This is a genomic window from Mucilaginibacter achroorhodeus, from assembly GCF_007846095.1.
In the GTDB taxonomy this organism is placed as follows: Bacteria; Bacteroidota; Bacteroidia; order Sphingobacteriales; family Sphingobacteriaceae; genus Mucilaginibacter; species Mucilaginibacter achroorhodeus.
Genome location: NZ_VOEI01000001.1, coordinates 960,930 through 985,848 on the forward strand (window position 1 = coordinate 960,930; position 24,919 = coordinate 985,848).

Annotated in this window: 23 protein-coding genes and 1 pseudogene; 3 read left to right on the forward strand and 21 right to left on the reverse strand. The window is 44.0% G+C overall.

Going from position 1 to position 24,919, the window contains the following annotated elements:
- Positions 1–24 precede the first annotated feature (24 nt).
- Genes FPZ42_RS04490 through FPZ42_RS04500 form a run of 3 tightly spaced genes read right to left on the reverse strand, consistent with a single transcriptional unit; the run spans position 25 to position 2,880 of the window.
- Positions 25–870, reverse strand: coding sequence for an exopolysaccharide biosynthesis polyprenyl glycosylphosphotransferase (locus tag FPZ42_RS04490; RefSeq protein WP_146269277.1), 846 nt, complete (start codon positions 868–870; stop codon positions 25–27).
- A gap of 51 nt (positions 871–921) precedes the next feature.
- Positions 922–1,722 (reverse strand): polysaccharide biosynthesis/export family protein, encoded by an 801-nt coding sequence (locus FPZ42_RS04495; protein ID WP_146269278.1) that lies wholly within the window; start codon positions 1,720–1,722, stop codon positions 922–924.
- Between the two features lie 9 nt (positions 1,723–1,731).
- Positions 1,732–2,880: a DUF1972 domain-containing protein gene (locus FPZ42_RS04500; protein WP_146269279.1), complete on the reverse strand. Its 1,149-nt coding sequence runs from the start codon at positions 2,878–2,880 to the stop codon at positions 1,732–1,734.
- Between the two features lie 306 nt (positions 2,881–3,186).
- On the opposite strand from FPZ42_RS04500, the gene FPZ42_RS04505 reads away from it, so the two are divergent.
- Positions 3,187–3,852, forward strand: coding sequence for an acyltransferase (locus tag FPZ42_RS04505; protein ID WP_146269280.1), 666 nt, complete (start codon positions 3,187–3,189; stop codon positions 3,850–3,852).
- 38 nt (positions 3,853–3,890) lie between these two features.
- Here the strand turns inward: FPZ42_RS04505 and FPZ42_RS19465 are convergent.
- From FPZ42_RS19465 to FPZ42_RS04575, 14 genes and pseudogenes are all read right to left on the reverse strand, one after another.
- Positions 3,891–4,058: pseudogene (locus FPZ42_RS19465) on the reverse strand (acyltransferase); the annotation flags it as partial.
- Between the two features lie 346 nt (positions 4,059–4,404).
- Complete coding sequence (locus tag FPZ42_RS04515; protein WP_146269282.1) at positions 4,405–5,136, reverse strand: acyltransferase; 732 nt, start codon at positions 5,134–5,136, stop codon at positions 4,405–4,407.
- The gene (locus FPZ42_RS04520; RefSeq protein ID WP_146269283.1) at positions 5,126–6,262 is read right to left on the reverse strand and encodes a glycosyltransferase family 4 protein; all 1,137 of its coding nucleotides are present in this window, start codon (positions 6,260–6,262) and stop codon (positions 5,126–5,128) included. The genes FPZ42_RS04515 and FPZ42_RS04520 overlap by 11 nt, the downstream gene beginning before the upstream one ends.
- Positions 6,259–7,563 carry a glycosyltransferase family 4 protein gene (locus tag FPZ42_RS04525; RefSeq protein WP_146269284.1) on the reverse strand — a complete coding sequence of 435 codons (1,305 nt, stop codon included), beginning with the start codon at positions 7,561–7,563 and terminating at the stop codon, positions 6,259–6,261. The genes FPZ42_RS04520 and FPZ42_RS04525 overlap by 4 nt, the downstream gene beginning before the upstream one ends.
- Positions 7,560–8,396 carry a glycosyltransferase family 2 protein gene (locus FPZ42_RS04530; RefSeq protein WP_222431537.1) on the reverse strand — a complete coding sequence of 279 codons (837 nt, stop codon included), beginning with the start codon at positions 8,394–8,396 and terminating at the stop codon, positions 7,560–7,562. The genes FPZ42_RS04525 and FPZ42_RS04530 overlap by 4 nt, the downstream gene beginning before the upstream one ends.
- Positions 8,347–9,618 (reverse strand): hypothetical protein, encoded by a 1,272-nt coding sequence (locus FPZ42_RS04535; RefSeq protein WP_146269285.1) that lies wholly within the window; start codon positions 9,616–9,618, stop codon positions 8,347–8,349. The genes FPZ42_RS04530 and FPZ42_RS04535 overlap by 50 nt, the downstream gene beginning before the upstream one ends.
- Before the next feature lie 5 nt (positions 9,619–9,623).
- Positions 9,624–10,259 (reverse strand): acyltransferase, encoded by a 636-nt coding sequence (locus FPZ42_RS04540; protein ID WP_146269286.1) that lies wholly within the window; start codon positions 10,257–10,259, stop codon positions 9,624–9,626.
- Positions 10,260–10,275: 16 nt separating this feature from the next.
- A complete protein-coding gene (locus FPZ42_RS04545) occupies positions 10,276–11,637 on the reverse strand; it encodes a lipopolysaccharide biosynthesis protein (protein WP_146269287.1) in 1,362 nt (453 codons plus the stop codon).
- An 8-nt stretch (positions 11,638–11,645) separates the two neighbouring features.
- Complete coding sequence (locus tag FPZ42_RS04550; RefSeq protein WP_146269288.1) at positions 11,646–14,036, reverse strand: GumC family protein; 2,391 nt, start codon at positions 14,034–14,036, stop codon at positions 11,646–11,648.
- Positions 14,037–14,237: 201 nt separating this feature from the next.
- Positions 14,238–15,461: a PQQ-dependent sugar dehydrogenase gene (locus FPZ42_RS04555; protein WP_261382220.1), complete on the reverse strand. Its 1,224-nt coding sequence runs from the start codon at positions 15,459–15,461 to the stop codon at positions 14,238–14,240.
- Positions 15,462–15,583: 122 nt separating this feature from the next.
- Complete coding sequence (locus FPZ42_RS04560; RefSeq protein ID WP_146269289.1) at positions 15,584–16,429, reverse strand: menaquinone biosynthesis family protein; 846 nt, start codon at positions 16,427–16,429, stop codon at positions 15,584–15,586.
- A gap of 69 nt (positions 16,430–16,498) precedes the next feature.
- Positions 16,499–17,266: an exodeoxyribonuclease III gene (locus FPZ42_RS04565; protein ID WP_146269290.1), complete on the reverse strand. Its 768-nt coding sequence runs from the start codon at positions 17,264–17,266 to the stop codon at positions 16,499–16,501.
- A gap of 186 nt (positions 17,267–17,452) precedes the next feature.
- Positions 17,453–18,160, reverse strand: coding sequence for a peptidylprolyl isomerase (locus tag FPZ42_RS04570; RefSeq protein ID WP_146269291.1), 708 nt, complete (start codon positions 18,158–18,160; stop codon positions 17,453–17,455).
- Between the two features lie 12 nt (positions 18,161–18,172).
- Positions 18,173–18,526 (reverse strand): hypothetical protein, encoded by a 354-nt coding sequence (locus FPZ42_RS04575; RefSeq protein WP_146269563.1) that lies wholly within the window; start codon positions 18,524–18,526, stop codon positions 18,173–18,175.
- A 125-nt stretch (positions 18,527–18,651) separates the two neighbouring features.
- On the opposite strand from FPZ42_RS04575, the gene FPZ42_RS04580 reads away from it, so the two are divergent.
- Positions 18,652–18,981, forward strand: a complete 330-nt coding sequence (locus FPZ42_RS04580) for a hypothetical protein (RefSeq protein ID WP_146269292.1) — start codon at positions 18,652–18,654, stop codon at positions 18,979–18,981.
- A gap of 70 nt (positions 18,982–19,051) precedes the next feature.
- Entirely contained in the window at positions 19,052–21,352 is a 2,301-nt protein-coding gene (locus tag FPZ42_RS04585) for a TonB-dependent receptor (RefSeq protein ID WP_146269293.1), read from the forward strand.
- 76 nt (positions 21,353–21,428) lie between these two features.
- Here FPZ42_RS04585 and FPZ42_RS04590 read toward each other — a convergent pair whose 3' ends face one another.
- The 4 genes from FPZ42_RS04590 to FPZ42_RS04605 all read right to left on the reverse strand — a co-directional run bounded on the left by FPZ42_RS04590 (position 21,429) and on the right by FPZ42_RS04605 (position 24,858).
- A complete protein-coding gene (locus tag FPZ42_RS04590) occupies positions 21,429–22,034 on the reverse strand; it encodes an HAD family hydrolase (protein WP_146269294.1) in 606 nt (201 codons plus the stop codon).
- Positions 22,031–22,417: a hypothetical protein gene (locus FPZ42_RS04595; RefSeq protein ID WP_146269295.1), complete on the reverse strand. Its 387-nt coding sequence runs from the start codon at positions 22,415–22,417 to the stop codon at positions 22,031–22,033. The genes FPZ42_RS04590 and FPZ42_RS04595 overlap by 4 nt, the downstream gene beginning before the upstream one ends.
- A 4-nt stretch (positions 22,418–22,421) precedes the next feature.
- Positions 22,422–23,732 carry a threonine synthase gene (gene thrC, locus FPZ42_RS04600; RefSeq protein ID WP_146269296.1) on the reverse strand — a complete coding sequence of 437 codons (1,311 nt, stop codon included), beginning with the start codon at positions 23,730–23,732 and terminating at the stop codon, positions 22,422–22,424.
- Between the two features lie 121 nt (positions 23,733–23,853).
- A complete protein-coding gene (locus FPZ42_RS04605) occupies positions 23,854–24,858 on the reverse strand; it encodes a homoserine kinase (protein WP_146269297.1) in 1,005 nt (334 codons plus the stop codon).
- Positions 24,859–24,919: the final 61 nt, after the last annotated feature.

Genomic DNA, 24,919 nt, shown 5'->3' on the forward strand with positions numbered 1-24,919 from the left:
ATTCAGGTTTATAGTATTTATGGTTCAGTATGCGTTTTTGTTACCAGCCAGGGTGTATACTACCGTTAAAAAAATGATATACATATCCAGCAGGAAGGTCCAGTTTTTTAAGTACCACACATCGGCATCCACACGGTTCAGCATCTCGTCAACCGTTGCCGTACGCCCGCGTAAGCCATTGGCCTGCGCCCAGCCGGTAATGCCAGGCTTTACCAGGTGGCGTATCATAAAATGCTCTATCAGTTCAGAGTATTCGCGCGTTTGAGAGAGCATATGCGGCCTCGGGCCAACTACAGACATATCGCCCATCAGCACGTTAAAAAATTGCGGCAATTCATCAAGATTGGTTTTCCTTAAAAAAGCGCCTATCCTGGTTATGCGGGGGTCGCCTTTGGCAGTTTGCAGCGTATCAGAATCCTTGTTCACGTACATGCTACGGAACTTATAACAGTCAAAACTCCGGTTATCGCGAGAGGAGCGCTCCTGAGAAAAGATCACCGGCCCTTTAGATTCAAGCCTGATCAACAGCGATATGATGGGCAGTAACCAGCTTAATATGAATATGATAACAGCCAACGAAAAAACAATGTCAAACGCCCTTTTACTGGCACGGAACCAGTAATTATTTTTGTAAAAGATGTTCTCATTATCGGCTTCTATCAGTAAACCGTTAAAAGTAAATGCGTTATTGATGAATAGGTTAGCTTGCGCAGGGAACGTGATGCGGGCATAGGGTTGCCGCATATACCTGGTGAGTTCTTTATGGTAAGCAGCACGCAGGGCCGGTTTAAACAGTTGATGGTAACTGTTAGAAAAACCATCCTGGATCAAAATTGAGATGACACGGCTAAGGGATGTAACTCTTTCCATAACGCTTTGTACTATGTTGTTAAACTTGTTTCAATAAGCCTGTTAATTGTTTTACTTGCGTGCTATGGTAAATATTAGCAGCGCTGTGTTTAAAAAAAGCAGTCCCGGCTGCACTATGGTAGAAAAGTCCTGCATCTTCTCGTTCTTTATTGCCCTCCGGTTCTGTGCTACGTAAATAATATCCTGGCTTTGAAGGACAATGGCCGGGTTTGATACCGTACGAAAATCATTAAGGTCAAAGAACAGCACCTGCGGGTCTGTCATTCCGCCCCGCACTATCCTAACCTTCTTCTCATCTCCTTTTTCAGTTAAGCCGCCGGCTTGTGCCAATACATCTATCAGGTTGGTTTTATCGCTCGTAAGCATATAGCTACCCGGTGAGCGCACCTCTCCAAATACGGATACTTTTAAGTTCGTGATGCGTAGATCGATGATCGGGTTCTTCAATACGGTGCGGGCGTAAAGTCCCTGTATCTTTTTGGTAGCCTCCAGCTTGGTAAGCCCTGCAATTTTAACTTTGCCTAATACCGGCAAGGCAACTGTGCTATCGTTCTCTACCTGGTAGGTTTGGGGCTGGGGCGCGTTTGAAGATGCGCCTGGTGTACTACCACCGCCGCCGGGTACGGTAACCACATAGTTGATATCCTGCAGGTTACGCATCTGGATGATATCCTGTGTTTGAATTTTATATTCGTAAGGAGCAGAACCGACCATTGAAGAGGTACTGTTAGCAGCCCCATGCGTTTCAAAAAGCACCTGGTTTTGCTTGTAGGAGCAGGAGGTACCGATCAACAGTAAAGTAACTGCGGTGATGGTAGAACGGAAAAGGCTTTTAGTTTTTTTGAGCGGCATCTTTTTGTTTTAGTTGAATGTGACCTGACCTTCGCTAATTTTTGCCTGCCTCTTTTCGACCCTCTCGCTCACTATCTGCTCAAAATGATTGGCGTAGGAATTAACGATGTTATCTATGCTGTAAAAGTTCTCTATCCTGTCACGATTGTTCGTGATCATGCCGTTGTAAGCGCCCGATCCTTTATCAATACTATCTATGTACTGGGCTACATCGGCAGGTGTGTTAAAATACCAGGCATTCTCGTTAAGCACTGCGCGGTTAAACACATTATCGCTGGCGCAGATAAGTGCATTTGATGCCATAGCTTCTAATAGGGATGGATTGGTACCACCAACTGTGTGGCCGTGGAAATACAAGTTTGAATAAAACCTGAGGTTATTCAATTTATCGCCACTGAAAATGCTACCGCTGAATATGATGTTAGGATTAAACTTGAACTTTTTAACCAGGTAATTGCCAAAAGCATTGTTAGTGTTGCCAACCACCAAAAATTTGTGTTCACTTTCGGTAAGGCAATATCCATCCAATATGGTCTCTACACTGTTCTCAGGTTCCATGCGGGCAATAAGCATGTTATACTGGTATGGCCTTAAACCGTACTCAAGCAATACGGTGGGATTATTATCATTAAATAAGGTTGCGCCATACGGAATAAACACCGGCTCTTTACCATATTTATTTTTAACATAGCGTTGTATCTCGGTAGAATCGGCAATAAGGTGATCGCTGGTTAATACCGCTAAGCGCTCTGCCATACGCAAAAACGCCTTAGCCCTTTTTGAATATTTTGCCCTGTTCCACTCCATACCATCCATGTTGGTTGTAATTACAGATTGTGGCGGCAGCATCCATCCCCAAACAGAACTGCTGGTATAGCCCAATTGCAGGATAACATCGAAATTCTTTTTGCGGGCGTCTTTGATACAGTTGAGGTCATAGATAAACTGCCCGGCTGTACCTAATTTATATTCTGGATCATAACAATGGCATATCTCAACACCGTTCCATTCCTTTTGCTGGTAAGGGTGGTTATGCGAGTTGTAAACAGTAACGTCATACCCTTTTCTTACCAAGCCAACCGACAGGTATTCTGCACATTGTTCAAACCCGCCATAGTTGTTGGGGATGCCTCTTGTTCCGATGATAGCGATGCGCATGGTGTTCAATTATTAGCTGTGTATATTGCTAAATACCTTTAGGTATCAGACCTGTATCTGCAATAAAGTGTGTTAATCAATAATCTATATTACACCAAAAAACCGCGAAATTTCGCTTGTAAGGGCGATATGAATGAAATGAACAGCTGTGAACAGAGTGAATGAAATAGACTACGGCTAAATCCCTGAATATTTTAGCCTGCTACGGTTTAAGACAGTTGAGTGGCTGGGAAAATCGCAAAAAACATCTTATAATTTAACTGTTTTTGCGATGTGCCTAATTATTTGAATAATGAGCTTAACCCCATGAATAACCTTTTAAAATTCATCACCAGGATAAACCTGAAAACAATCCGCTTTAACTTTAAATACTTTCCATTTAAAACGGCCATCAAGTTTCCGGTATTTATTTCAAACAACGTTTTTTTGCACCAGATGAAAGGGCGGGTAATTATCAACGGCCCTATCAGAACGGCACTGGTGCAGATAGGCTACGGCAAAATAGGCATAGCTGATTTTAAACGCTCAAGAGCAATATGGGAAGTACATGGCGATGTTGTTTTTAACGGCCGGGCATTTATAATGCATGGCTGCAAGCTTAATGTAAGCCAGGGCGCACAACTGATATTTGGCGATGATTTTAATATGAGTACCGAATGTGCAATAGTAGCAGCCAAGAAGATACAGATCGGCAACCACAGCGGTATCTCATGGGAAAGCCTGGTGATGGACACGGATTTTCACCACATTGCTGATGAGACCGGGACGGTATTTAATCATCCAAAAGAAATCATCATTGGTGATAACGTTTGGGTGGCCTGCAAATGCACCATCCTTAAAGGTGCGGTTATCCCTAACGGCTGCGTTGTTGCTGCAAACTCAATGGTTACCAAACCGCTTGTCGGTGAGAAAAGCATTTTTGGTGGCAGCCCGCTAAGAGTTTTAAAAAGCGGAATTTCTTGGTGGTATTAAATAATGGGAAGAATGTGCTCGCCCAAATTGTAAACTAAATCAGGGTTACGATCTGCAATTTTTTTGGCAGGGGTACCGCCAACTACCGTGTAAGGTGCAACATTGCGGGTAACTACCGCGCCCGCAGCTACTACCGCCCCTTTGCCAATTGTAACTCCGGGTAATATGATAGCCCTTGAGCATACCCACGCATAATCTTCTATCATTACGGGCGCGCCGGCCTGCGCAAAATCCGGGCTGTTATAATCATGATGCAGTGTCCATATCATCACCTCATTACTAAGGTTTACATTGCTGCCAATGCTTAAACCCATGCGTGCATCTAACAAAGCTTTATGACCAATGATGGTATCATGACCGATATTCATCTTCCAGGGCGAGCGTACTTCAAAGCCTCTGTATAGGCCCACTTTCCGGTCAATTTTTGCCTTTAATAATTTCAACAAACCTATCCTCAGCGTGTGGAAAGGCAAAAGAGATATCATTCCACAAAAAATGTAGATGCATGATCCTTTTAATTTTTGATATCTGTTTGCCATTGATGATAAAATTTCAAGCTGATCTTAGTACTTGTTCTATCTCGCTTTGCTGATTAAGAATGCGGCTTTTGATGACCTTAGCGGGCACACCGCCAGCTACTGAATTTGCAGGTACCGATTTGTTAACCACGCTTCCTGCAGCTATCACACAACCATCGCCAATTTCAACGCCATCTAAAATGGTAACTGCGGCGCCTATCCAGCAATTATTACCTATTATAACACCCTGCCTGATAACGCCCTGATCTTTAATGATCATATCCGGTTTTGAGAACACATGGTTCTCTGAGAAAATTTTAACACCCGGGCCAAGGATCACATCGTTGCCAATGGTTACACCACCCTGGCCGGCAATAAAAGCGCCCGCATTTATGCCCGTATTGTTACCAATGCTAACCCCAACACCTTTTTGAGCGATAACTCCGGTGCAAATGATGCTGCTATTGCGGGCAATACTCACATTATCCCCCATCATAATGCCCTGTTCAGAAAGTCCGTTAAGATAAACCCCATCCTCCAATATCAGATTTTTGCCGGCCTTTACCAGGTGCGGATGTTTTACTTTTACACCAGCCCCCACGAACGTTATTCCCTCCGTTTTTATAAACAGTTTAAGCCAACCGCCACGCAAAGCCTGGCCCGCCCTGCCTGATAAGATGATCAGCAGATCGCGCGTGCTATATTTGCTTTCCCATCTATAATTGGGGTTGCGCTTAAGTTTTGCTATCAGTTTTTCAATTAACACCGGCTTCTTCAATTATTGTTAATATCTGTTGCGCCGAGCGTGACCATACAAACTTTTCGGCGTGTTGCAATCCCTTTGCAACCTTATCGTTGTACAGATCGCCGTTAGTTAAAAGGGTATCAATTTTTCGGGCGATGTCATATGGGTTGTCCGGATCTATATATACTGCTGCATCCCCACAAACCTCGGGCATGGCGGTGCGGTCTGATACGATGACCGGTACACCGCATTTCATAGCTTCTAAGGGTGGCAAGCCAAAACCTTCTGCATAAGATGGGAAGCAGAAAATAGTTGCGCAGGCGTATATCACCTGCAGATCAGCCTCCGGCACATGACCGGTAATAATAATACGATGCGATAAGTTATGCTGAGCGATCAACGTTTCCAATTCATCTGTAAGGTTATTACGCTCCCCTGCAATTATCAGTGGGATATCCTGATTGCCGATATGCAACAACGCCTTAACCAGGTTTAGCAGGTTTTTACGAACATTTACTCTACCTACAAAAAGCAGGTATTTTGCCGGCAGCCCAAATTTATCAGCCACTGCCTGCACTTCACTATTGCTGTAAAAATTCTTGGGTTTAAAACTCTGATTAATGCCATGATAAACCACGCTTGTGTTTGAACTGCCGGAGACGTTGTTGCTTAGCAAACGTTCTTTCTCAGATTGTGATATCGCGATAACCGTGTTCGACCTTGAAGCCAGGCGCTTCATCTGCTTAAAATAAAACCGCTCAGTACCTGAGTAATATTCCGGATAATCGAGGAACAGAACATCATGTATGTAAGCTATCTTGTGCAGCTTGCCCGGCCATGTGCTTGCGAAATTTTGGAATAATACAGTTTTCAGTTTATGGCGCAGGGCCACCAGCGGCACCAGAAACTGATTGGATAACAGGTTAGGTATTCCAGGTAAACCAATCAATTTAACATCTGGAGGGAACAAAGCCTGCGCTTGTTTTTTAAATTTCGATGGTATAAATAGGTGCAGATTAAAGCGATCATGGTTGTGCTTTATCATTTCGTTTACCAGGTTCTTAACCACCATGTTGCCGCTGGGTGGCCCGCTAAAGAACCACTTGGCATCAATACCTACATTTATTTTGTTGGCGGTATTACTCATTGCACAATGTTCAACCTCCTTTCTACAGGATAATTGTTACGTTGGCGGTGCACTGCAATAGCCTCGTCATATATATGATTCAGCTTTTTTAAGCGTTTATCCCAACGATGTTCGTTGGCACACAACAGAGTGGTTTGATGCATTTCTGCCAATATTTGAGTGTTGCTGAGCAAAATGTTAATTACGGATGTGATCCGTTCAAGCATGTTATTGTAACTGTCAACAGGTACCTTTACACCACATTTAGCACATATTACATCGCCCATGCCGCAATGGTCAAGGGTAAGTGTGGGTACGCCGTTACTCATTGCCTCAAATATCACGGCGGGGTTGTCTTCGGCAATGCTGGTCATGATATGCAAATGGGAGCACGCCATTATTCGCACGGCCTCCTTGCGTGGCAGGTGTCCACGGAAAACAACTTTATCTGCCATACCATTTTCTGCTGCATATTTTTTAAGTGCTTCATGAAGCGGGCCGTCACCCAAAACATTTAACTTCCAATTGTATGTCTTAAGGGCAGCCAAAGCTTGCAGGCACATTTTCAGATTTTTGCGCTCGTTGAGCGTGCCGCTCCAAACCATCTGTACATGTTCTGCAGTATTATTAAACTTATTTACGCACGGAAAAACGTCACCTGTAATACCTTGTTCGGGCAGATAATAGCTATCACGGTTAAGGTATTGCCTAATAGTATCCTGGCCTAAGCGCGTGGCCGCTATTAATACGTCGGCTTTTTTAAATGCTAATTTGATCCGTAACGAGTATCTGAGCTGATATTTGTTGATGAAGTTTTTAAGGGTAAACTTTATCCTGGATTTAAATGGCAGTTGTGCCAATAACCGCTTATCGACTATTTTCATTCCCCCAATTGGGCCCCAAACCAGGGGCTTACCAAGCTTGCTTAGGAAACCCGGCTCCCGGAAACCTATTGGGCCAAGCTGATGAACAACATCGATAGCTACTTCTTTTAACAACTCCTTAGCGGCTTTCAAGGCCTGCTTCTGCCACAAGTAGTAAGCAAAATAAAAGAACCAGCCAAAACCGGCCTTATTTAATAGATTAATGGTTTTGGCGAGCCATCCGGCCTTCACTTCAATAAATTTAACACCAGGGAGCGGATTGTCTTCTATATAGTGTTTCAGCGTTTGGGTATCGCCCATGTGATCATCAGACATGCCGTAAAGCACCCAAAGATCATGCTCCCCGGCCAGGTGTGTCACCGTGTTCCAAGCCGCAGCATACTCCGACCCCCGCGTTGGGGATATGGCATAAGCTGATATGAGGAGCTTTTTCTTCAAAGCGCTGCAAATTTGTTAACCGAACGGAAGGGATCTTTATACCACAGGCGCCAACGCAGCCTGTTCAGTTTGTTAAACAAGCCGGCTAACAAAAAGCTACTCCACGACAGGTTCTGCTTCATTACGGCCAGTTCTTCGGCATGCATTTTTTTCACATCGTTACTAACGCCGAAGGTGCGCATGCAGGCTATGTGCTCGTCAATGTGTTTTATTTTGTAACCTGCATGTTTAATCCTTAAAAACATATCATAATCCATGGCTATTTTGTATGCCAGGTCATACCCCCCAACCGCCTTGTAAACGCCATTTCTCACAAAACAGGTAGGGTGCATAATGTACATACCGTAATTAAGCCAGCCTATTTTACTCTTCTTGATGCGTTTAAAACCATTATCACCTATCAACAATAAATTGGCGCAGCATACATCATCATTGGCATACGTATTTATCATCACCAGTTCAACTGCATCCTGCATGTACCAGTCGTCGGCGTTTATCATGCCTATCCATTGCCCCGTCGCGCGCGCTATACCTTTATTAAAACCATCAGCAATGCCTTTGTCCGGTTCACTTACAATTACTGCTATCCTGTCGCGATATTTTTCAATAATATCCAGTGTGCCGTCTGTTGAACCGCCATCCATCACGATGTACTCTATATTTTTATAGGTTTGGTTAAGTACACTCAAAATGGTTTGCTCTATGGTATCAACTGCGTTAAGCACCGTCGTAACGATACTTACCTTAGGGTTTGCAGTGTAATTTTGTGTATTCATGGCGCTCTTAATAAGCAAATTGGTTTGATGGATGCCCGGCTGTTTCGCGCTGCTCATTCATGAAAAGCAAATGGTTAAAATTGAGATAACTAAAACCGAGGGTCACCATCAGGATACTCATCTCCACATTAAAAAATGCCGTTACAATATAGTTGGTCAGAAAAAGGCTAAGTATGCACCCTACCGAAAGCGCAGCGAACAGCTTGATCACCGGCCGGCCATTTGCGTTGGCATACTTACGCCAGTTAATAACAGTAAGCCTTATAAATACAAATGCATAGGTTACAATACCCAGCATACCCGTTTTAATAAGCAGGTAAAGCCAGCCGTTATGTAGTACCGGGATAAATTCATAATCGGTATCCTCGCCCAGGCGCAAAAAGGTTTTAAGGTCTACCAGTTTACCCAGGCCACCGAAGATCCAATCCTTTGTATCGCCCTGCATGTATTGGTTAAGCGCCATAAATGATTCGTAGCCGCGGTATTTGGTGTTAATGTCTTCCTCGGTACTGTAGTTACCGATGCTTAGTTCGTTAAAAGAGCCCAGTAGCTTATCAATAAAAGAGGTTGATGATTGTGTTGGTTTAAAAATATCCAGCGGTACAAATGATACCAGAACTACCACTATAAATGATACCGGAAGAACCCATTGCCTTTTGAGTTTATCGGCAACTAAGAGCATCACAAAACAAAGTGTAATGATAAGATAGGTGCGCGATGCACACATGTAAATACCAAACGCATTAACCACCACAAACAGATTGAAATAAAACCTGCTGAACAGTTTGATATTAAATTTTTTTGTGAGCAATAATATTGCAAGTGCTACCGGCGGCCCGGGCGTACCAACTATCCCGACAGCGTAGTGAGCAGAGTAAGGATCAGTAAGAGATCCGACACCTATATAGTAAACAGAAATACCGGTAACCAGCAGCGAAGTGATCAATCCTGCATATACCAGCACTTTAAGAAACTCATGGATCTTTAAATGACAGGCCAGTAAAATGCCGGCAAGTATAAAAAGTACCGGCAGCATGAAATAGTAAAAATCCTTTAATATCAGGTAGTTGTTGTTTGAAAAACCGGCAAACATTCCTAACACCACCGGAATAATTAGAATAGCGAATAATCTTATCAGTTTAACGGCCGATACGTGGCGTTCCATCGGCATTGCTATAATTATAATGGCAACACCTATTACCACAGCCTGCATGTGGAAGAAAGAAGCCACAACCAGCAACAGTAATAAAGCAGAATAGAACTTCACTCTCAATGACATAACCTTTAATTATACGTGTTATCCTTTATGTATACCGCCGGGTTACCCGCCCATACCTGCTCATCCGGGATGCTTTTAAAAACCACCGAACCCGCGCCGACAATTGCATTTTTACCAATAGTTACGCCTTTAAGTATGGTAGTATGACCACCTATAAATGCACCATCCATGATAGTTACGGGCTTTGAGCGCACCCCCTCAATACTCTCGGGGATCTGGTTTCTTATCCTTGCATCCAGCGAATGGAAATCAGTATCATAGATCACCGTATTGATACCGATCTTCACATTATTGCCGATACTTATCTTGCTGTGGCAGATAATAGCAATGGAAGTAACGCCCACGTTATCGCCAATGCTTATCTCCGCGCCTTTGGCTGCAACAAAATAGCATTGCTGCTGCCTGCCACCCATGGCATGGTACTTACCGCTGTTGAACCAAAACCTTTTCCCTATCGAGAATTTCCCATCCATATTGATATCGAGGATAGGGATACCAAATCCAACAAAATCCTTATGGTATTGCACCCCATTAAGGTTAAACTTAAACGTGGTAATAGCGTGCGAATATGTGCGGGCAGCACGGTAGTAAACTACACGCATGCCCCTGTAAGCCTTTCGTATATAGTATGGTAAAGCCATGTTATACTTTTGCTAACTACCTGGCCAGCAAACCTGCCGCCGTGCCGTTTATGATCTTTTTAGTTTGTACCGAAAATGCTATCCCCATCATGATAAAAATGATGGTGTTTGATGTTGTAACCCCCGCAAGTCCCCAATATTTTCCTAATAATATTGACAGCGGGATATTGATAAGCGCGCAAATAATGCTGAGGTACAATTGCAGCCTTATCTTGCTGATGCCATTTAAAAATTGCACATACATAGCTTGCCATATAAGCGCTATGGTATAAATGCACATAGCCAGCGAAAGCGTGAACGGAACGCTAACGCCATCGCCGAGCCAAAGCTTGTAAATTACCGGCGAGCAGATGAGCAACATTACCGTACATAGGCTTAGTCCCAACCAAAGCTTATTCATCTTGCCAAGCGTTAGCCTTATCCAATCCAGGTCTTTTTTTACATATGCTTCGGTAAAGGCACTCCAGAACGGTGTGATGATCATGATAAAAACCATCAGGATAACTGAAAAAAGCTTGTATGCAATATTGAATGTGGTTACCTCTTTAGGGCTGAATAATTGGGTGATAACGATGTTATCTGTCTCATATAACACCAAAGTACCTATCTGGATAATGAAGAATGCACCGCCAGCCGATAGCAACTGGCGTGCGTATTTATACTTAACAGACTTAAACGTTGGCGCTAAAGATCTGTAGTTGCCACTATAAAAATAAAAACTGGCAATAAGTAATATTATCAGGGGTATGCCTGTAACCACGTACACTAAATAAGTTAAGGAACTTGCAGTAAAATTGGTAAGGATAACCACACTGATAATAGTAGCTGCCTGCCCTAAAACACTTATTAATGCTGGTAATGCGGGCTTTTGATTTGCAGTTAGTACAGTATTTATCAACTGAACTATAAACTGCAGGCAAAAGAAAATAAAGATGACTGCAACCAGATGATTAAGATTAGGCAACTCTTTAGCGGGTACATTTAATATACCGTGCCAATTGATATATGGGTTAATAAAGCAAAATGCTACCAGCAAAACGCCTGATATAGCGGCAAGTATGGCGTAAGTAGAGCTTATATGACTTTGCCCCTCTTTATAGTTACCTAAAGCAACGTCCTCCGCCAGTTTGTTCTTAAGTCCGTTACCTAAGCCCATATCAAAAAGCGCCGCCCAGCTAATGATAGAGCTAAGCGTTAACCACACCCCATAATTGGTTGCACCGACATAGCTAATGGTAAGCGGTATAAGTGCAAAGGAGCAAACCACCCCGCCACTTTTAATAAGCAACGACTGAAAAATATTTTTCTTCGCCCTTAATGACCGCTCGTGACCCTTGGTAAAAAAGCTGCGAAAACCTGTTTGTATTACCTGCAACATAACTTTACTTATTTTACAGTAGGCCTAAGCTTTTTCATAAAATTAGAGAACTTGTTGCCCTCTTCTATCTCTGTGTAGTTATAGTTACCATAGCCATAACCATAACCGCTTATGTTATTGGTATTGAGTTCGATATCGTTAACAATGAGATATAACTGCTTCACCTTACGGTATTTTTGCAGATCGTTCACGATGTTCAATTGCGATTTGTAGGTATAATTCTGGCGCATTACATAACAGGTAACATCGGCAAATTCTTCTATTATCAAGGCGTCCGATACCTGGCCAACCGGCGCGGTATCTATTATTACATAGTCAAATTTTACCCGTAACTCTTCTATAAGTTCCTTCAGTCTGCTGCTCATCAATATCTCTGCAGGATTGGGTGGTATGGTACCCGATGAAATGAAATAGAAGTTCTCATTGAAGGTTGATGGATGTATAAGATCATCAATGCAATCTTTATCAGGGGTTATCACATAATCGGTAAAGCCGTAGCTCGCCTGTGTACCAAGGTATTTCAGCAATTTAGGCTTGCGCAGGTCAAGCTCAAGCAGCACCACTTTTTTACCCGATAGCGCAATTGAGTTACCAAGATTTAGCGAGATGAAAGATTTGCCCTCGCCGCTCATGCTTGAGGTAAACATGATGACGTTTGATTTTCCTCCGTCAGTAACGTACTTTAAATTAGTACGCAATGCGCGGATCTCTTCACTTATCACCGTGCGAGCCTCGTTGTAGATCAGCATTTTTTGCTTGTGATTGTTCTTGCTAATCTGGCCGAGCACAGCAACAGTGGTATGCTTTTCAATATCATCTTTCTTGCTGATGCGATTGTTGGTTATCTGCCTGATGCCAAGGCCCGCAGCAGGCAAAAACAAGCCGAACAACGAAGCAATTGTATATATAAAAGACTTTTTAGGAGCAAAGGGATCTTCATCACTTTCAGCATTATCTAAAATGCGGCAATTAGATATAGTGGCTTTTTGCGAGATGGCGGTTTCCTCACGTTTTTGAAGCAAGAAAAGGTAAAGGTCCTGCTTTAAGCTTTGCTGCCGCGAGTAATCCAGGTAAACCCTCTCCTTTACCGGTGCATCGGCAATCTTATCACCAATGGCCGCATTTTGCCGTATTATGGCAGATTGCGATATGTTAAGGCTATGCTTGTAACTCTTTAAACTGGTTAAAAGCATGTTGCGGGCTGTTTCTATCTGCTGATCCAGGTTTTTGATGATAGAGCTCGATTCCTGCAGGTTTAGTTTCAACTGCTCGCGGCGAAGCAGCATCTCATTGTATGAATTAATTGCGCTACCGAAAGACATATCTTTGGTGATCAGCGAGCTTGGCACTACTTGCGAGTTTTTCCCATTGCTTACGTAACGGTAAAGGTCATTTACCACGGCAAGCTGTACTTCTGTTTCATTTAGCTTCTGCTGGTAATCGCTTGCGCCTTGTACCAAAGCTTTTGCCTGGGCGTTAATGTCTGATATTTTGTTATTAACCTTATATTTTTCCAGTGTCTTTTCTACCTTGCCCAGTTCCGCGCTTACAACGCTAAGCCTGCTATCGATAAATTTAATGGTGCTATCGGCCATGCGCACCTTGTTTGAGAGGTTGTTTTGCAGGTACAGCTCCATAAATTTCTGTAAGATGAGTTCGCCCCTTTTGGCATTTCCATAAGCCAACTGTACCCCAATTACGGTGGATTGCTTGTCGCTGAGTGACGCAACAAACTTGGCAGCCAATTCATTCTCAGCTTTTTTGATAGACTTTACAGCAATTTTATAATCTCCGCTTGGGTGGAAATATGAAGTTTTAACGAGATTAATGGAATAATCGGGCAGTTTGGTTGGCACGCCAAATGTTCCTTTAATCTTAATATCATTATCTGCATCCGTTAATTGATAGTGCTGGCTATCAAGCACGGCTATCCTGTAATTGTTTGACCGGGTTATGTCGTTATTTGAAAGGACAACATTAAAAGGCGCATTATCAAAAAGCTCTTTCTTCATCAGGCCGCTTTTGTCGTATAAATGAACGTTGATGTTCATTTGGGTAATTACGCGACGTAACAGGTTGCGTGATTCCAGCACCCTTACCTCGTTATATGAATTGCTTTTGATATCGAAAAGTGACGACAGATCTGAGCTGACACCATTGGAGAGCAGTTTGGACGGTGAGTTCTTTTCATCCTCAATGATGATCTTACCCATCACATTCCATTGCTTTGGCGTGTATTGGATAACCAGGAAACCTACCAGCAAACTTACCAGCACACCGCCGACAAACAGATACCAGTAATTGGCAATCACGGCGAGCAATTGCCTTACTTCGCCAACATCGTCCTGTTTCTTGTAAGTAAAATCGAGTTTATCGGCTAATATGTCCCTGTCAATCATATTCAGTCAAATTTTAGGTAGTAAGCAGCAGTTTTTCCGGTGATTTAACCACCGGTTTCTGTTTACTAATTTAACTAAACGAGGATGCCTTGTTCAGCAATGAACGAGAATGAATAAAGTGAATACGCTGAACAGAATGAACAAAAGGGATGAGTGGAATTAAAGCATAAGGCCCTGCATTTGATGTGCAGGGCCTTATTATTACTTTTTAGCTATTCTATACATTTTGCCGCTATCGGTTAAGCCATATAGCGCACCGTCCTTGCCGGTTACTAATGCGCGCCATCGTTCGTTCTTATCGCGCAATAGCCGTTCTTCCCCAACAACTTTATTGTTTCTGATCACTAACCGGGCGATATGCGCGCCGCTTAGGCCGCCTACAAAAAGATTGTTTTTCCATTCGGCCAGGTTACCGGTATAAAACGTAATACCACCCGGGGAGATAGTTGGGTCCCAATAGTAAATAGGTTGCACAACACCTTCTTTTTGCTGAATGCCGTCGCCAACTTTTTCACCGCTGTATTCAATCCCATAGGTAACCACGGGCCAGCCATAATTTTTGCCGGGCTTAATGATATTGATCTCATCGCCGCCACGTGGGCCAAACTCTGCTTCCCATAATTCGCCGGTAGCAGGGTTCCAGGCCAAACCATCAGGGTTGCGGTGGCCGTAGCTGTAGATCTCCGGCAACGCACCTGCCTTACCTGCAAACGGACCACCTGGAACGGCTTTACCCGCTTTAGTAATATGGATAACCTTGCCGATGCCTGCGCCCAAGTCCTGTGCCTTCATGCGGATATCAGCACCACTGCGCTCGCCGGTGCTTACAAACAAGTTGCCCTGCTTATCAAACACAATTCGGCAGCCATATTGCAGCGTGCCTTTAAATGCCGGCTCTGCGCGGTATATTACTTGTACATTCTCTAATTTAGTTTCGTCAGCAGACAGCTTACCTTTCGCAATGGCCAGCAGCGAACCGCCGGATGCTTCTTCAGCATAGCCCCAGTAAACCATTCGGTTAGTGGCAAAAGCCGGGTCGATAGTAATATCCAGTAACCCGCCCTGGCCTTTAAATAGTACCGCCGGGAAACCGGTAACTTGCTTGTCAAAAGCACCGCTGGCTTTTAAAATGCGTATGGAGCCGGCCTTTTCTGTGATTATAAAACGACCATCGGGCAATACGTGTATGCCCCATGGGTTTTTAAGATCGCTGTTGATAACGGTTGCCGTATAAGGCGTTTTGGTTTTTATACCGCCAATACGCGTTTGCCCGCGGAAAGCAGGCTTATAATCTGTATTAGGCTTCTGGGTTTCAACAGGCCCTAATACCGTATCTCTTTGAACGGTGCCTGCATTGGCCGTGCCGCCGATAAGCGTAGCAAAGCCGAGCGCAATAAGCATTTTTTTGTTTTTAGCAGATGTCATTATAGTAGTTTAGTTTGAGCAAAAATAGGTTATGATCGATATGCATGGGGAGATGGATCACACTGCAATATACTCAGTTAGAAACCAAACAGACCCGCTAAAGTTTACAGGTTAGCAGATTGTTACAAAGGGCTCAGGAAAAGCGGCTTATCGATCGGCGGAATAATATTTTTCTCCAGTGCGGTATCAAACATCAGCTTAACTGCTTTTTTGCCTTCTTTACCGAGATCAACCGAGAACTTATTTACATACAGATCGATGTGCTTGTACATCACATCCTCGCTCATTTCCTGCGCATGGAAGCGAATATAATCCAGCCCCGATTTTGGATTGGCAAAAGCAAACTCTACTGATTGCCTGATGAGCCTGTTTACTTTTTGCTGAACGTCAACAGGAAGATTTCTATTGGCTACAATGCCGCCTAATGGTATAGCGCAACCTGTTTCCTTTTCCCAGTAATCGCCAAGGTCCATCACTTTATGCAGGCCTTTGTCCTGATAGGTAAAACGGTTTTCGTGGATGATCAAACCTACATCAACACGCCCATCTAACACTGCATTTTCAATGTCTGAAAAAACCAGTTCCTGTTTGTTGGTAGCTTCAGGGAAAGCCAGACTAAGCAGGAAGTTAGCGGTGGTATATTTGCCCGGGATGGCTATCTTTTGATCTGAGATATGAGATTTTAAATATGAGATATCTTCCTGCTTGGTTATCAGCATAGGCCCAACACCAAAACCCAGCGCGCTGCCTGCATCTAACAGCACATATTTATCCGCTGCGTAAGCAAAGGCGTGGTAGCTTAGCTTAGTGATATCCAATTCGCCGCGAAATGCCTTTTGGTTTAGGGTTTCCACGTCATCGTAAAAAACCTCAAACTCCAGTCCTTCGGTGTCTATTTTATTGTGAATAAGAGCATCAAATATAAAGGTATCATTTGGGCAGGGCGAAAAGCCGATGGTTAATTTCATAGTACAATGTTTAACTATCCAAATCAACGGTTTGTTGATCAAAGAGCTTACATATAAAAGTCATTTTAACTAAAACTCCAATTCCAACAGCACGGGGCAATGGTCGGAATGTTTGGCCTCGGGCAGTATCATACAGCGTTTAATGTTTTCCTCAAGCTCTTTACTTGCCAGCGCATAATCAATACGCCAACCCAGGTTCTTGGCGCGGGCATTGGCGCGGAAACTCCACCATGTGTAATTATGCGGCTCCTTGTTCACATGGCGGAAGGTGTCAATGAACCCCGACTCCAGAAAATTTTCCATCCATTCCCGTTCTTCGGGCAAAAAGCCTGATGAGTTGGCGTTCGATTTTGGATTATGGATATCGATAGGGCGATGGCAGATGTTGTAATCGCCGCAGAGCACCAAGTTGGGTATGCTTGCCTTTAGCAGCGTTAGGTATTTCCCAAACTCATCCAAAAAACGAAACTTAAATGCCTGCCTTTCTTCGCCGCTTGAGCCTGATGGAAAGTACGCGCTCATTACAGAAACATTATCAAAGTCAACTCGTATGCACCGTCCTTCGCGGTCAAAATCAGGTATGCCGCAGCCGTACTCCACATGATTAGGCAGTATCTTACTGAAAATGGCTGTGCCGCTGTAACCCTTTTTCTCTGCCGGAAACCAGAAGTGCTGGTAACCCAATGCATCAACCAAACCCAGATCGGTCAATACATCGGGTGTAGCTTTTATTTCTTGTAAACATACCACATCGGCATCTGTAGCCTGCAGCCATGCCAGCCAGTTCTTGTTAATAGCAGAACGGATGCCGTTTACGTTATAAGTGACGATCTTCATATTATCTCCTAAATACTTATGTATTGTTGAGCTTGTCGATCCACTCTCCTGGATAGGTCTTCGACAAGCTCAGACTGACCCTTTTGGCGGAGGTTAGGAACGAATAGCCTAAATGTTTTGTCGTGGTGAGCTTGTCGAACCACTCGCTTTAATACGTCTTCAACAGGCTCAGATGACAAAATATTATTATTTCTCTTTTGGCCAAAGTAACTCATCTAACTGCTTGCATTCTTTTTTACTGAGCAGTTCTATGGTCATGGGTACATTATCTTCAGGGCGGTCGTTACCATCGCGCTTAAGGGCTGCAATTCGATCAACCATATCTATGCCGCTTACCACCTCACCAAATACGGTATAGTTTTGATCAAGGTGCGGGGCTCCTCCGACGGAAGTATAAATATCGCGTTGCCAGGCCGGTATCTTGTGGCCTTTAAGTCTCTTTATTTCTACGGTATCCAGTTTAGCCGGTGTAAAGCGTTTACCCTCTACTATATAAAACTGGCAACCGCTGGATGCTTTTGCAGGGTTATCATCACGCGCTGCACCTAAAGCACCGCGTTTATGGAACAGGCTGTCCCTGAGTTCTGCCGGGATGGTATATTTAACATCGCCGTTGCCAAGCTCTTTGCCCTTTTGGTTCTTGGTAGTATCGCGGGAATCCGGATCACCACCCTGGATCATAAAATCCTGTATCACACGGTGAAAAAGTGTACCATTATAAAAACCCTGTTTGGTGAGCTTGATAAAGTTATCGCGATGCTTAGGCGTTTCGTTATATAAACGGATGATGACGTCTCCGTATGACGACCGTATGCGCACATACTGGTTTTTAGGTGGCTTAGCAAAAGCGATGGTGCTAATGAACAGCAGGCAAATGGTAAAAAATCTGGTCATGCAACTATAAGGTTAAAGTTCCCAATCTAATTCTGTTTCAAAATAAGTTATCATCAATGATTTAAGCAGCAATTCCTGCTCAAGCAAGGTATAATTAGGGATGGTTTTTGCCAGTTTCCAATGCGGCCAGCCATCCTGGTCAAGTCCCTCCAGTTCGTAAAAACCCATTTGGCTAAATAACTTGCAGTTGGCAATATGCATCAACTCTTCTTTTTGCCTTTTACTGAATTTACGCGGGCCCTGGCCAAGTTCCTGCACGCCAACCAGAAAAAGCATCACCTTCATGTCCGGCTTCTCATTATCAAACTCCTCGGCTATTTTATTCTGCAATACAGCCCACTTGGCATTAATTTCGGCAGGTTTCATACCGGCAAATATACTGAAGCTTAACCGCCGCAAAGCGAATATTTCTAATACTATTAACAATATTGTTACGTTTATGCAACAGTATTGCATTATTATTACTTATTTTTGCATTGCATTTTAAGGCTGTGAAGAAAAGCATCTACCATATTATTTGTGCCTGGGCACTATTGTTCTGTTTTGTTGCAGGGCAGTACATGGTATTTGCGCACCAGCATCATGTGAACAAGCATGTGCACCAGCTATCTCAAAGCGACAAACACAACCCCGATAAGCAGATACTTAAAGAAAAATGTGAGGTTTGCGACAGCATGCACCATGATTTTATGGAACTTTTTAAACCGCAGTTTGCTTTACACTTTAGCAAAACCGACCGTGTTTACACTTTTAAACAGTACCATTTTCAAAGTATAGGCCTCATCCTTGCCTCTGGCAGGGCTCCTCCCGTTATTTCATAATTACCGTTCAATTTTTAGATAGCCGCGGTTCTGCGTGGCTGATTTTTGTCTGATTCTTTAATTTTTAATTATGAAACTAAAGCTTTTATATTGCTTTATATTTTTACTTGTACAGTTTACCGCCTCGGCAACTGATGTTATTGACCTTAAAGGTAAAGTTGTTGACGCTAAGACTAACGAGCCGCTTGCCGGCGCTACCGTTAGCATCCCCGATCTGCGCCTTGCCGTAGCTACCAACTTAAATGGCGAATTCACTTTCAGATCCATCCCGCAACGCGGCCGCTTTGTGGTGCAGGTGCAGTATGTAAGTTATAAATCTCTTACCCAAACTATCGATCTTTCATCCCAAGCACCACTGGTATTTGCTTTGCAGCCCAGCGTTATAGAGGCGCACGAGGTAGTAATTACCGGTACGCCAATTACAGCAGGCAGCAAGTATAACAGCACATCCGCCACGGTGGTTACTAAAGACCAGCTGCAAGGTTCGTCAACAAACCTTATTGATGCATTGGCTAAACAAGTGCCGGGCATGAGCCAGATAACCACCAGCCAGGCTATTTCAAAACCTGTTATACGTGGTTTAAGTTACAACCGTGTGGTTACTTTAAATGATGGTGTTAAACAACAAGGCCAGCAATGGGGTGATGAGCACGGTATTGAAATGGACCAGTTCTCTGCCGGCAGGGTTGAGGTATTAAGAGGTGCTGCATCATTGCAATATGGTTCTGATGCATTGGGTGGTGTTATCAATGTTATAGACCCGCCTACGCCTGCAGAGGGCAATATTGCGGGTGAGGTTTTAACAAATTATTCTACAAACAACGGCTTAAGCAATACATCAGTAATGTTGAGCGGTAACGAGAATGGTTTTGTATGGAGAGGCCGCGGAAGTTATCAAAACGCATACTCTTACAACACCCCTGCAGGCCGTGTAATAAACAGCGGATTCAACCAAACCAATGCCAGCGGTATGCTGGGTGTAAACAAGCCCTGGGGTTATTCGCACCTTAATTTCTCCTACTATAAAAATAACATCGGTTTCCTTGATGCAGAACCCGGCGATCCATTGTACAACACATCAACCAGCCGCACGCTTGATTTCCCGCGCCAGGATATCCGCCACTACAAGGTTGCCCTAAACAACAACTTCCTGTTCGGCAGCAGCTCGTTAAAGCTTGATCTCGGTTTCCAGAAAAACCAGCGCCGTGAGTTGGAGGAAACCACTACCCCAAATTTGTTCTTTGATATGAACACCTACTCGTTGGATGCTAAATATTACCTGCCTGAGAGCAATGGCTGGCACCCGGTTATTGGCGTAAGCAGTGCTTTGAGCCATAGCGTTAATCTTGGCGAGGAACTATTGATACCCGCATATGACGAATTCAGTATCGGCGCTTTCGTTTACTTAAAGAAAGCCTGGGATAAAAATACATTTAGTGCGGGTGCCCGTTATGATTTCATCAGCAACAAAGGTAAGGCACAGAATAACGCCGAAGGCGAGCCGATATTTACAGGCTTTGATAACCGTTTCTCAAACGTGAGCGGTGCATTGGGCTTTACACATATATTTAACGATGACCTGAGCTTTAAGGCTAACGCCGGTACCGCTTTCCGCGCGCCAAACCCGGCCGAATTGGGTTCTAACGGTGTGCACGAAGGTACTACCCGCTATGAAATAGGTGACCCCAACCTGTCACCTGAGCGCAGCTACCAGGCAGATGCAACGCTGGAGTATGGTTCTGGATTTGTAACAGGAAGCTTTGGTATTTATGAGAACTATATCCACAATTACATATACGCCTCAAATACCAACAAAGAGCAAACCACCGTGGTTGGAGAGGACGGGCAAAGCAGATCTTACGACACTTACCGCTACGGACAGGTAAATGCGAACCTTTATGGTTTTGAAGGTAACTTAACGTTGCACCCGGTATCATTTATCCACTTTGAAAACACGTTTAGCTATACCCACGCACAAAACGAGACTTTTGACAGGCCGCTGGCCCTGATACCTGCCGGTGTATTGCACAATACCTTGCGTTTTGAACCAAAGGTTAAAAGAATTAAGGACTTCTACTTTTATGCAGGTATAGACAATTTCTTTAGACAGGGCCGTGTAGATGAAACCTTTGAGACCGCCGCTGGTGGCTACACCTTGTTGAATGCAGGCATAGGTGCCACTTTCAATATTGGCAAACAACCACTTAAATTATATGTTTCTGGTACAAACCTAACCAATAAGGCTTACTATGATGCGCTTAGCCGTTTAAGGCCGGGCCGCTTTAGCCAGGAAGACCCAACGTTTGGTATTTACAATATGGGCCGCAACATTACATTTGGAGTTTATATCCCTTTCGGGACAAATAGATAAAAATACAAGTTAGTTAGTTTAGTTAGAAAGAAGGCCTCGTTAGTGATAACGGGGCTTTTCGATTTCAAGACCTTGTTTATAAAATATTGAGTTGCTGCAGTTCTGTTGTAAGCTGCTCTGGCGATTGATAGTGGATTGACCTGATACCTAATTGCTCGGCAGCTAAAATGTTGCGTTTGTTATCGTCGATAAACAAAGCTTCTTCGGGTTTAACATCGTATCTGCTAAGCAATAGCTGGTAAAATTCCGGCTGGGGTTTACGCATCTTTTCGGTGCCCGATACCACAATGCCATCAAACCAGCTCAGAAACTCAAAACGCTCCAAAGCTACCGGGAAGGTCTCTGCCGACCAGTTGGTTAAAGCATAAACTTTATACTTGCCGCTTTCTTTCAGTTTTTTTAGGATCGCAACTGTGTCATCAAAAGCGGCGCCCAACATTTCGTTCCATCGGCCGTAAAAAGCCCTGATATTAGCCTCATGGTCTGGAAAGCGCTTTACCAGCATTTCAGTACCTTCCTCTAACGACCGACCGGCATCTTGCTCCTCGTTCCAATCAGAGGTGGCAATGTTGGCCAAAAAATGGATCATCTCTTCTTCACTGTCAAACAAAGTGCGGTACAGGTAATGCGGGTTCCAGTCTATAAGAACGGCGCCTAAATCAAATATGATGGTATTGATCACTTTTTCTTGTATTCTTTTTTAGGATAGTCTTTTTCAGTCACCTTATAATCAGTAATTACGGAGTCTTTTTTATTCCACCAGAAAACAAGGTTTTTAGTGCGGATTGTATCCAAGCCCTGCATTTTCAGGATTATCTGGTAATGAAAGTTCGTGCTGTCGTAACTAAAACGATCCGGCTCATGCAAAAGGCCTACAACGTTTTTATATTTCATGCCTTTGAACTGGTATTTCTGCAGCAGATCATCAATCATCAGGTTACGGCGCGGAAAATCGAGCCCATCGCCATCATTCCAGCCTTTGCGGTCAAAATCTTGTTTGGCAGTACAACCATAAGCAAAGGCGGCACATATTAAAAAAGTAATCAGGAGTTTAAAGCGATCCATTATGCTATGCATTGTTTAGCAAATATCTCTTAAATTCTTCAAAGCTGGTGCCTAAACTTACTGCATGGCTTTCTTTTTCTTCTAATTCGCTTACCTGTGCAGGTATCTTGATCTTTTCGGCTATCTCCGGCTTAAATACATCCGGGAATTTGCAAGGATGAGCGGTTGACAAGAATATACATGCAGTATCATCCGCGGTATGCTCCTGCTGATATGATTTTAAGGCCTTCCAGGCAATAGCGGTATGCGGGCAGGCTACATAGTTATCATCTTTTGATAATTGTTCGATAGCAGCCAACGTATCCTCATCCGTGTAACTGTAACCGGTGATGAGTTGCCTTACAGTGTCAAGGTCTTCATCAAACAGGTCGGCAATACGCACCCAGTTACTTGGGTTGCCAACATCCATTGCATTCGATAGCGTAGAAACAGATGGCTTAGCCTCGTAAACACCGCTCTTTAAGAATGCAGGTACGGTATCATTTGCGTTAGTTGCTGCAATAAAATGCTCAACAGGCAAGCCCATCTTCCAGGCCAATAAGCCTGCACCAATGTTACCAAAGTTACCGCTCGGCACGCAGAACACCGCTTTGCTTATACCTTGGCGAAGCAGCTGTGCGTATGCGTTGAAGTAGTAAAACGTTTGCGGGATAAGCCTTGCGATATTGATTGAGTTAGCCGATGTTAGGCGGAACTTTTCATTAAGTTCCTTATCCGTAAATGCCTGTTTAACCAGCGCCTGGCAATCATCAAAGGTACCGTCGATCTCTAAAGCGCGGATGTTTTGCCCATTGGTGGTTAATTGCAATTCCTGTATGTGGCTTACTTTGCCTTTGGGATAAAGAATAGTTACCCGCGTATTAGGAACACCTAAAAAGCCCAGTGCCACTGCACCACCAGTATCGCCGGAGGTAGCCACCAACACATCCAGTTGTTTCTCACCCTCTTCAAGAAAATAAGCCATAACGCGGCTCATGAACCTTGCCCCAAAATCCTTAAAGGCTAATGATGGCCCGTGGAAAAGCTCCAGCACAAAAACATTTTTTTCCAGCTTTACAATGGGCGCATAAAAGTTAATGGCATCGTTGATGATGGCCCTAAGATCATCCGCCGGTATATCGTCACCCAACAGGTTTTGCGCTACGTGGTAAGCGATCTCGGGCAGCGTGTACTGATCCAAATTGTTCAGAAACTTATCATCCAGGTGAGGGATATGCTCCGGCATGTATAGGCCTTTATCCTGCGGCATGCTGTTAAAAACCGCTTCTTTAAAACCAACCCTAAGGTTTTTGTTATTTGTGCTGTAGAATTTCATGTGTCAGAATCAGAATTTACAGAATTTGAGAATTAACTGAATTGATTATGAATCAGAGCGGACGTAAGGCATTCTGTAAATCCTTTAATCCTGTAAATTCTGATCCCTTTTGAATTTTGATTTACCCAATCACCCTCGGCCCTGCATCATTTATGGTAGATACATAAGTATTAGCGCCTATTTTGATGCTATTGAGGTGTTGTTTAAGTTTACCGGTAATGAGCCTTGCGGTTTGTTCATCGCGGGTAAAGGCGAAAACCGACGGGCCCGAGCCTGAGATACCGAAGCTTACCGCGCCAAGGTCCATAGCCATTTTGCGCATCTCGTAAAAATCGGGGATCAGCATGCTGCGTACCGGTTCTACCAATACATCCTGCATACTTCGGCCTATCAGGTCAATATCCTGCATAAAGAGGCCGCTAACCAACCCGGCAATGTTGCCCCACTGGGTTACGGCATCCTTCATGTTTATTTTGTTGCGGATGATCTGCCTGGCCTCACGGGTAGGTACATCTACATCCGGGAACACAATAGCGCACCATAGGTCTTTAGGGTGAGGTAGTCGTACTACATCAAGTGGTTCATAACTGCGTATCAGCACAAAGCCACCAAACAGCGCCGGTGCCACGTTATCAGCATGTCCATGACCACAAGCTAATTCTTCGCCCTTCATGGCAAAAGGTAACAGCTTTGATGGTTCAGAGTTATCACCCAATAATGTCTTGATGGCATACAAACCAGCTACGGTACTGGCCGAACTTGAGCCCAGGCCGCTGCCTATCGGCATTTTTTTATGCAGCTCAATATCCACGCCCACATCTAAGCGGCCAATGCTTTTAAGGTAATGCTCAACGCTCACGCTAACTGTGTTTTTCGCCGCATCCATCGGAAGGCGGCCATTATCGCCGGTAATTTTGCTGATGGTGATGCCTGGCTTTTCAGTGCGGCGCATTACCACCTCATCGCCCGGTTCGTTTACGGCAAAGCCCAGCACATCAAACCCGCAAACCACATTGGCCACGGTTGCCGGGGCAAAGACGTGAACGCTGTCCAAGCCCCCCCCGCCCCCTAAAGGGGGAGCTGTTGAAGGGCTTGGTTGTTTTAAATCTTGTATAGTATTTTCCATTGCTTTAATTTTTGTTCCCCCTTTCAAAGTTTAGGGGGCTCTTTATCAAATTTTACTCCCC

What these genes read in the sequence shown, in the direction of transcription:
- FPZ42_RS04505 (WP_146269280.1), top strand. Translation starts at nt 3,187, where the DNA reads ATGAATAACCTTTTAAAATTCATCACCAGGATAAACCTGAAAACAATC.
- thrC (WP_146269296.1), bottom strand. Translation starts at nt 23,732, where the DNA reads ATGAAATTCTACAGCACAAATAACAAAAACCTTAGGGTTGGTTTTAAA.
- FPZ42_RS04575 (WP_146269563.1), bottom strand. Translation starts at nt 18,526, where the DNA reads ATGAAACCTGCCGAAATTAATGCCAAGTGGGCTGTATTGCAGAATAAA.
- FPZ42_RS04555 (WP_261382220.1), bottom strand. Translation starts at nt 15,461, where the DNA reads ATGACATCTGCTAAAAACAAAAAAATGCTTATTGCGCTCGGCTTTGCT.
- FPZ42_RS04535 (WP_146269285.1), bottom strand. Translation starts at nt 9,618, where the DNA reads ATGTCATTGAGAGTGAAGTTCTATTCTGCTTTATTACTGTTGCTGGTT.
- FPZ42_RS04530 (WP_222431537.1), bottom strand. Translation starts at nt 8,396, where the DNA reads ATGAGCAGCGCGAAACAGCCGGGCATCCATCAAACCAATTTGCTTATT.
- FPZ42_RS04550 (WP_146269288.1), bottom strand. Translation starts at nt 14,036, where the DNA reads ATGATTGACAGGGACATATTAGCCGATAAACTCGATTTTACTTACAAG.
- FPZ42_RS04490 (WP_146269277.1), bottom strand. Translation starts at nt 870, where the DNA reads ATGGAAAGAGTTACATCCCTTAGCCGTGTCATCTCAATTTTGATCCAG.
- FPZ42_RS04560 (WP_146269289.1), bottom strand. Translation starts at nt 16,429, where the DNA reads ATGAAATTAACCATCGGCTTTTCGCCCTGCCCAAATGATACCTTTATA.
- FPZ42_RS04595 (WP_146269295.1), bottom strand. Translation starts at nt 22,417, where the DNA reads ATGGATCGCTTTAAACTCCTGATTACTTTTTTAATATGTGCCGCCTTT.
- FPZ42_RS04495 (WP_146269278.1), bottom strand. Translation starts at nt 1,722, where the DNA reads ATGCCGCTCAAAAAAACTAAAAGCCTTTTCCGTTCTACCATCACCGCA.
- FPZ42_RS04585 (WP_146269293.1), top strand. Translation starts at nt 19,052, where the DNA reads ATGAAACTAAAGCTTTTATATTGCTTTATATTTTTACTTGTACAGTTT.
- FPZ42_RS04500 (WP_146269279.1), bottom strand. Translation starts at nt 2,880, where the DNA reads ATGCGCATCGCTATCATCGGAACAAGAGGCATCCCCAACAACTATGGC.
- FPZ42_RS04605 (WP_146269297.1), bottom strand. Translation starts at nt 24,858, where the DNA reads ATGGAAAATACTATACAAGATTTAAAACAACCAAGCCCTTCAACAGCT.
- FPZ42_RS04570 (WP_146269291.1), bottom strand. Translation starts at nt 18,160, where the DNA reads ATGACCAGATTTTTTACCATTTGCCTGCTGTTCATTAGCACCATCGCT.
- FPZ42_RS04540 (WP_146269286.1), bottom strand. Translation starts at nt 10,259, where the DNA reads ATGGCTTTACCATACTATATACGAAAGGCTTACAGGGGCATGCGTGTA.
- FPZ42_RS04520 (WP_146269283.1), bottom strand. Translation starts at nt 6,262, where the DNA reads ATGAGTAATACCGCCAACAAAATAAATGTAGGTATTGATGCCAAGTGG.
- FPZ42_RS04545 (WP_146269287.1), bottom strand. Translation starts at nt 11,637, where the DNA reads ATGTTGCAGGTAATACAAACAGGTTTTCGCAGCTTTTTTACCAAGGGT.
- FPZ42_RS04565 (WP_146269290.1), bottom strand. Translation starts at nt 17,266, where the DNA reads ATGAAGATCGTCACTTATAACGTAAACGGCATCCGTTCTGCTATTAAC.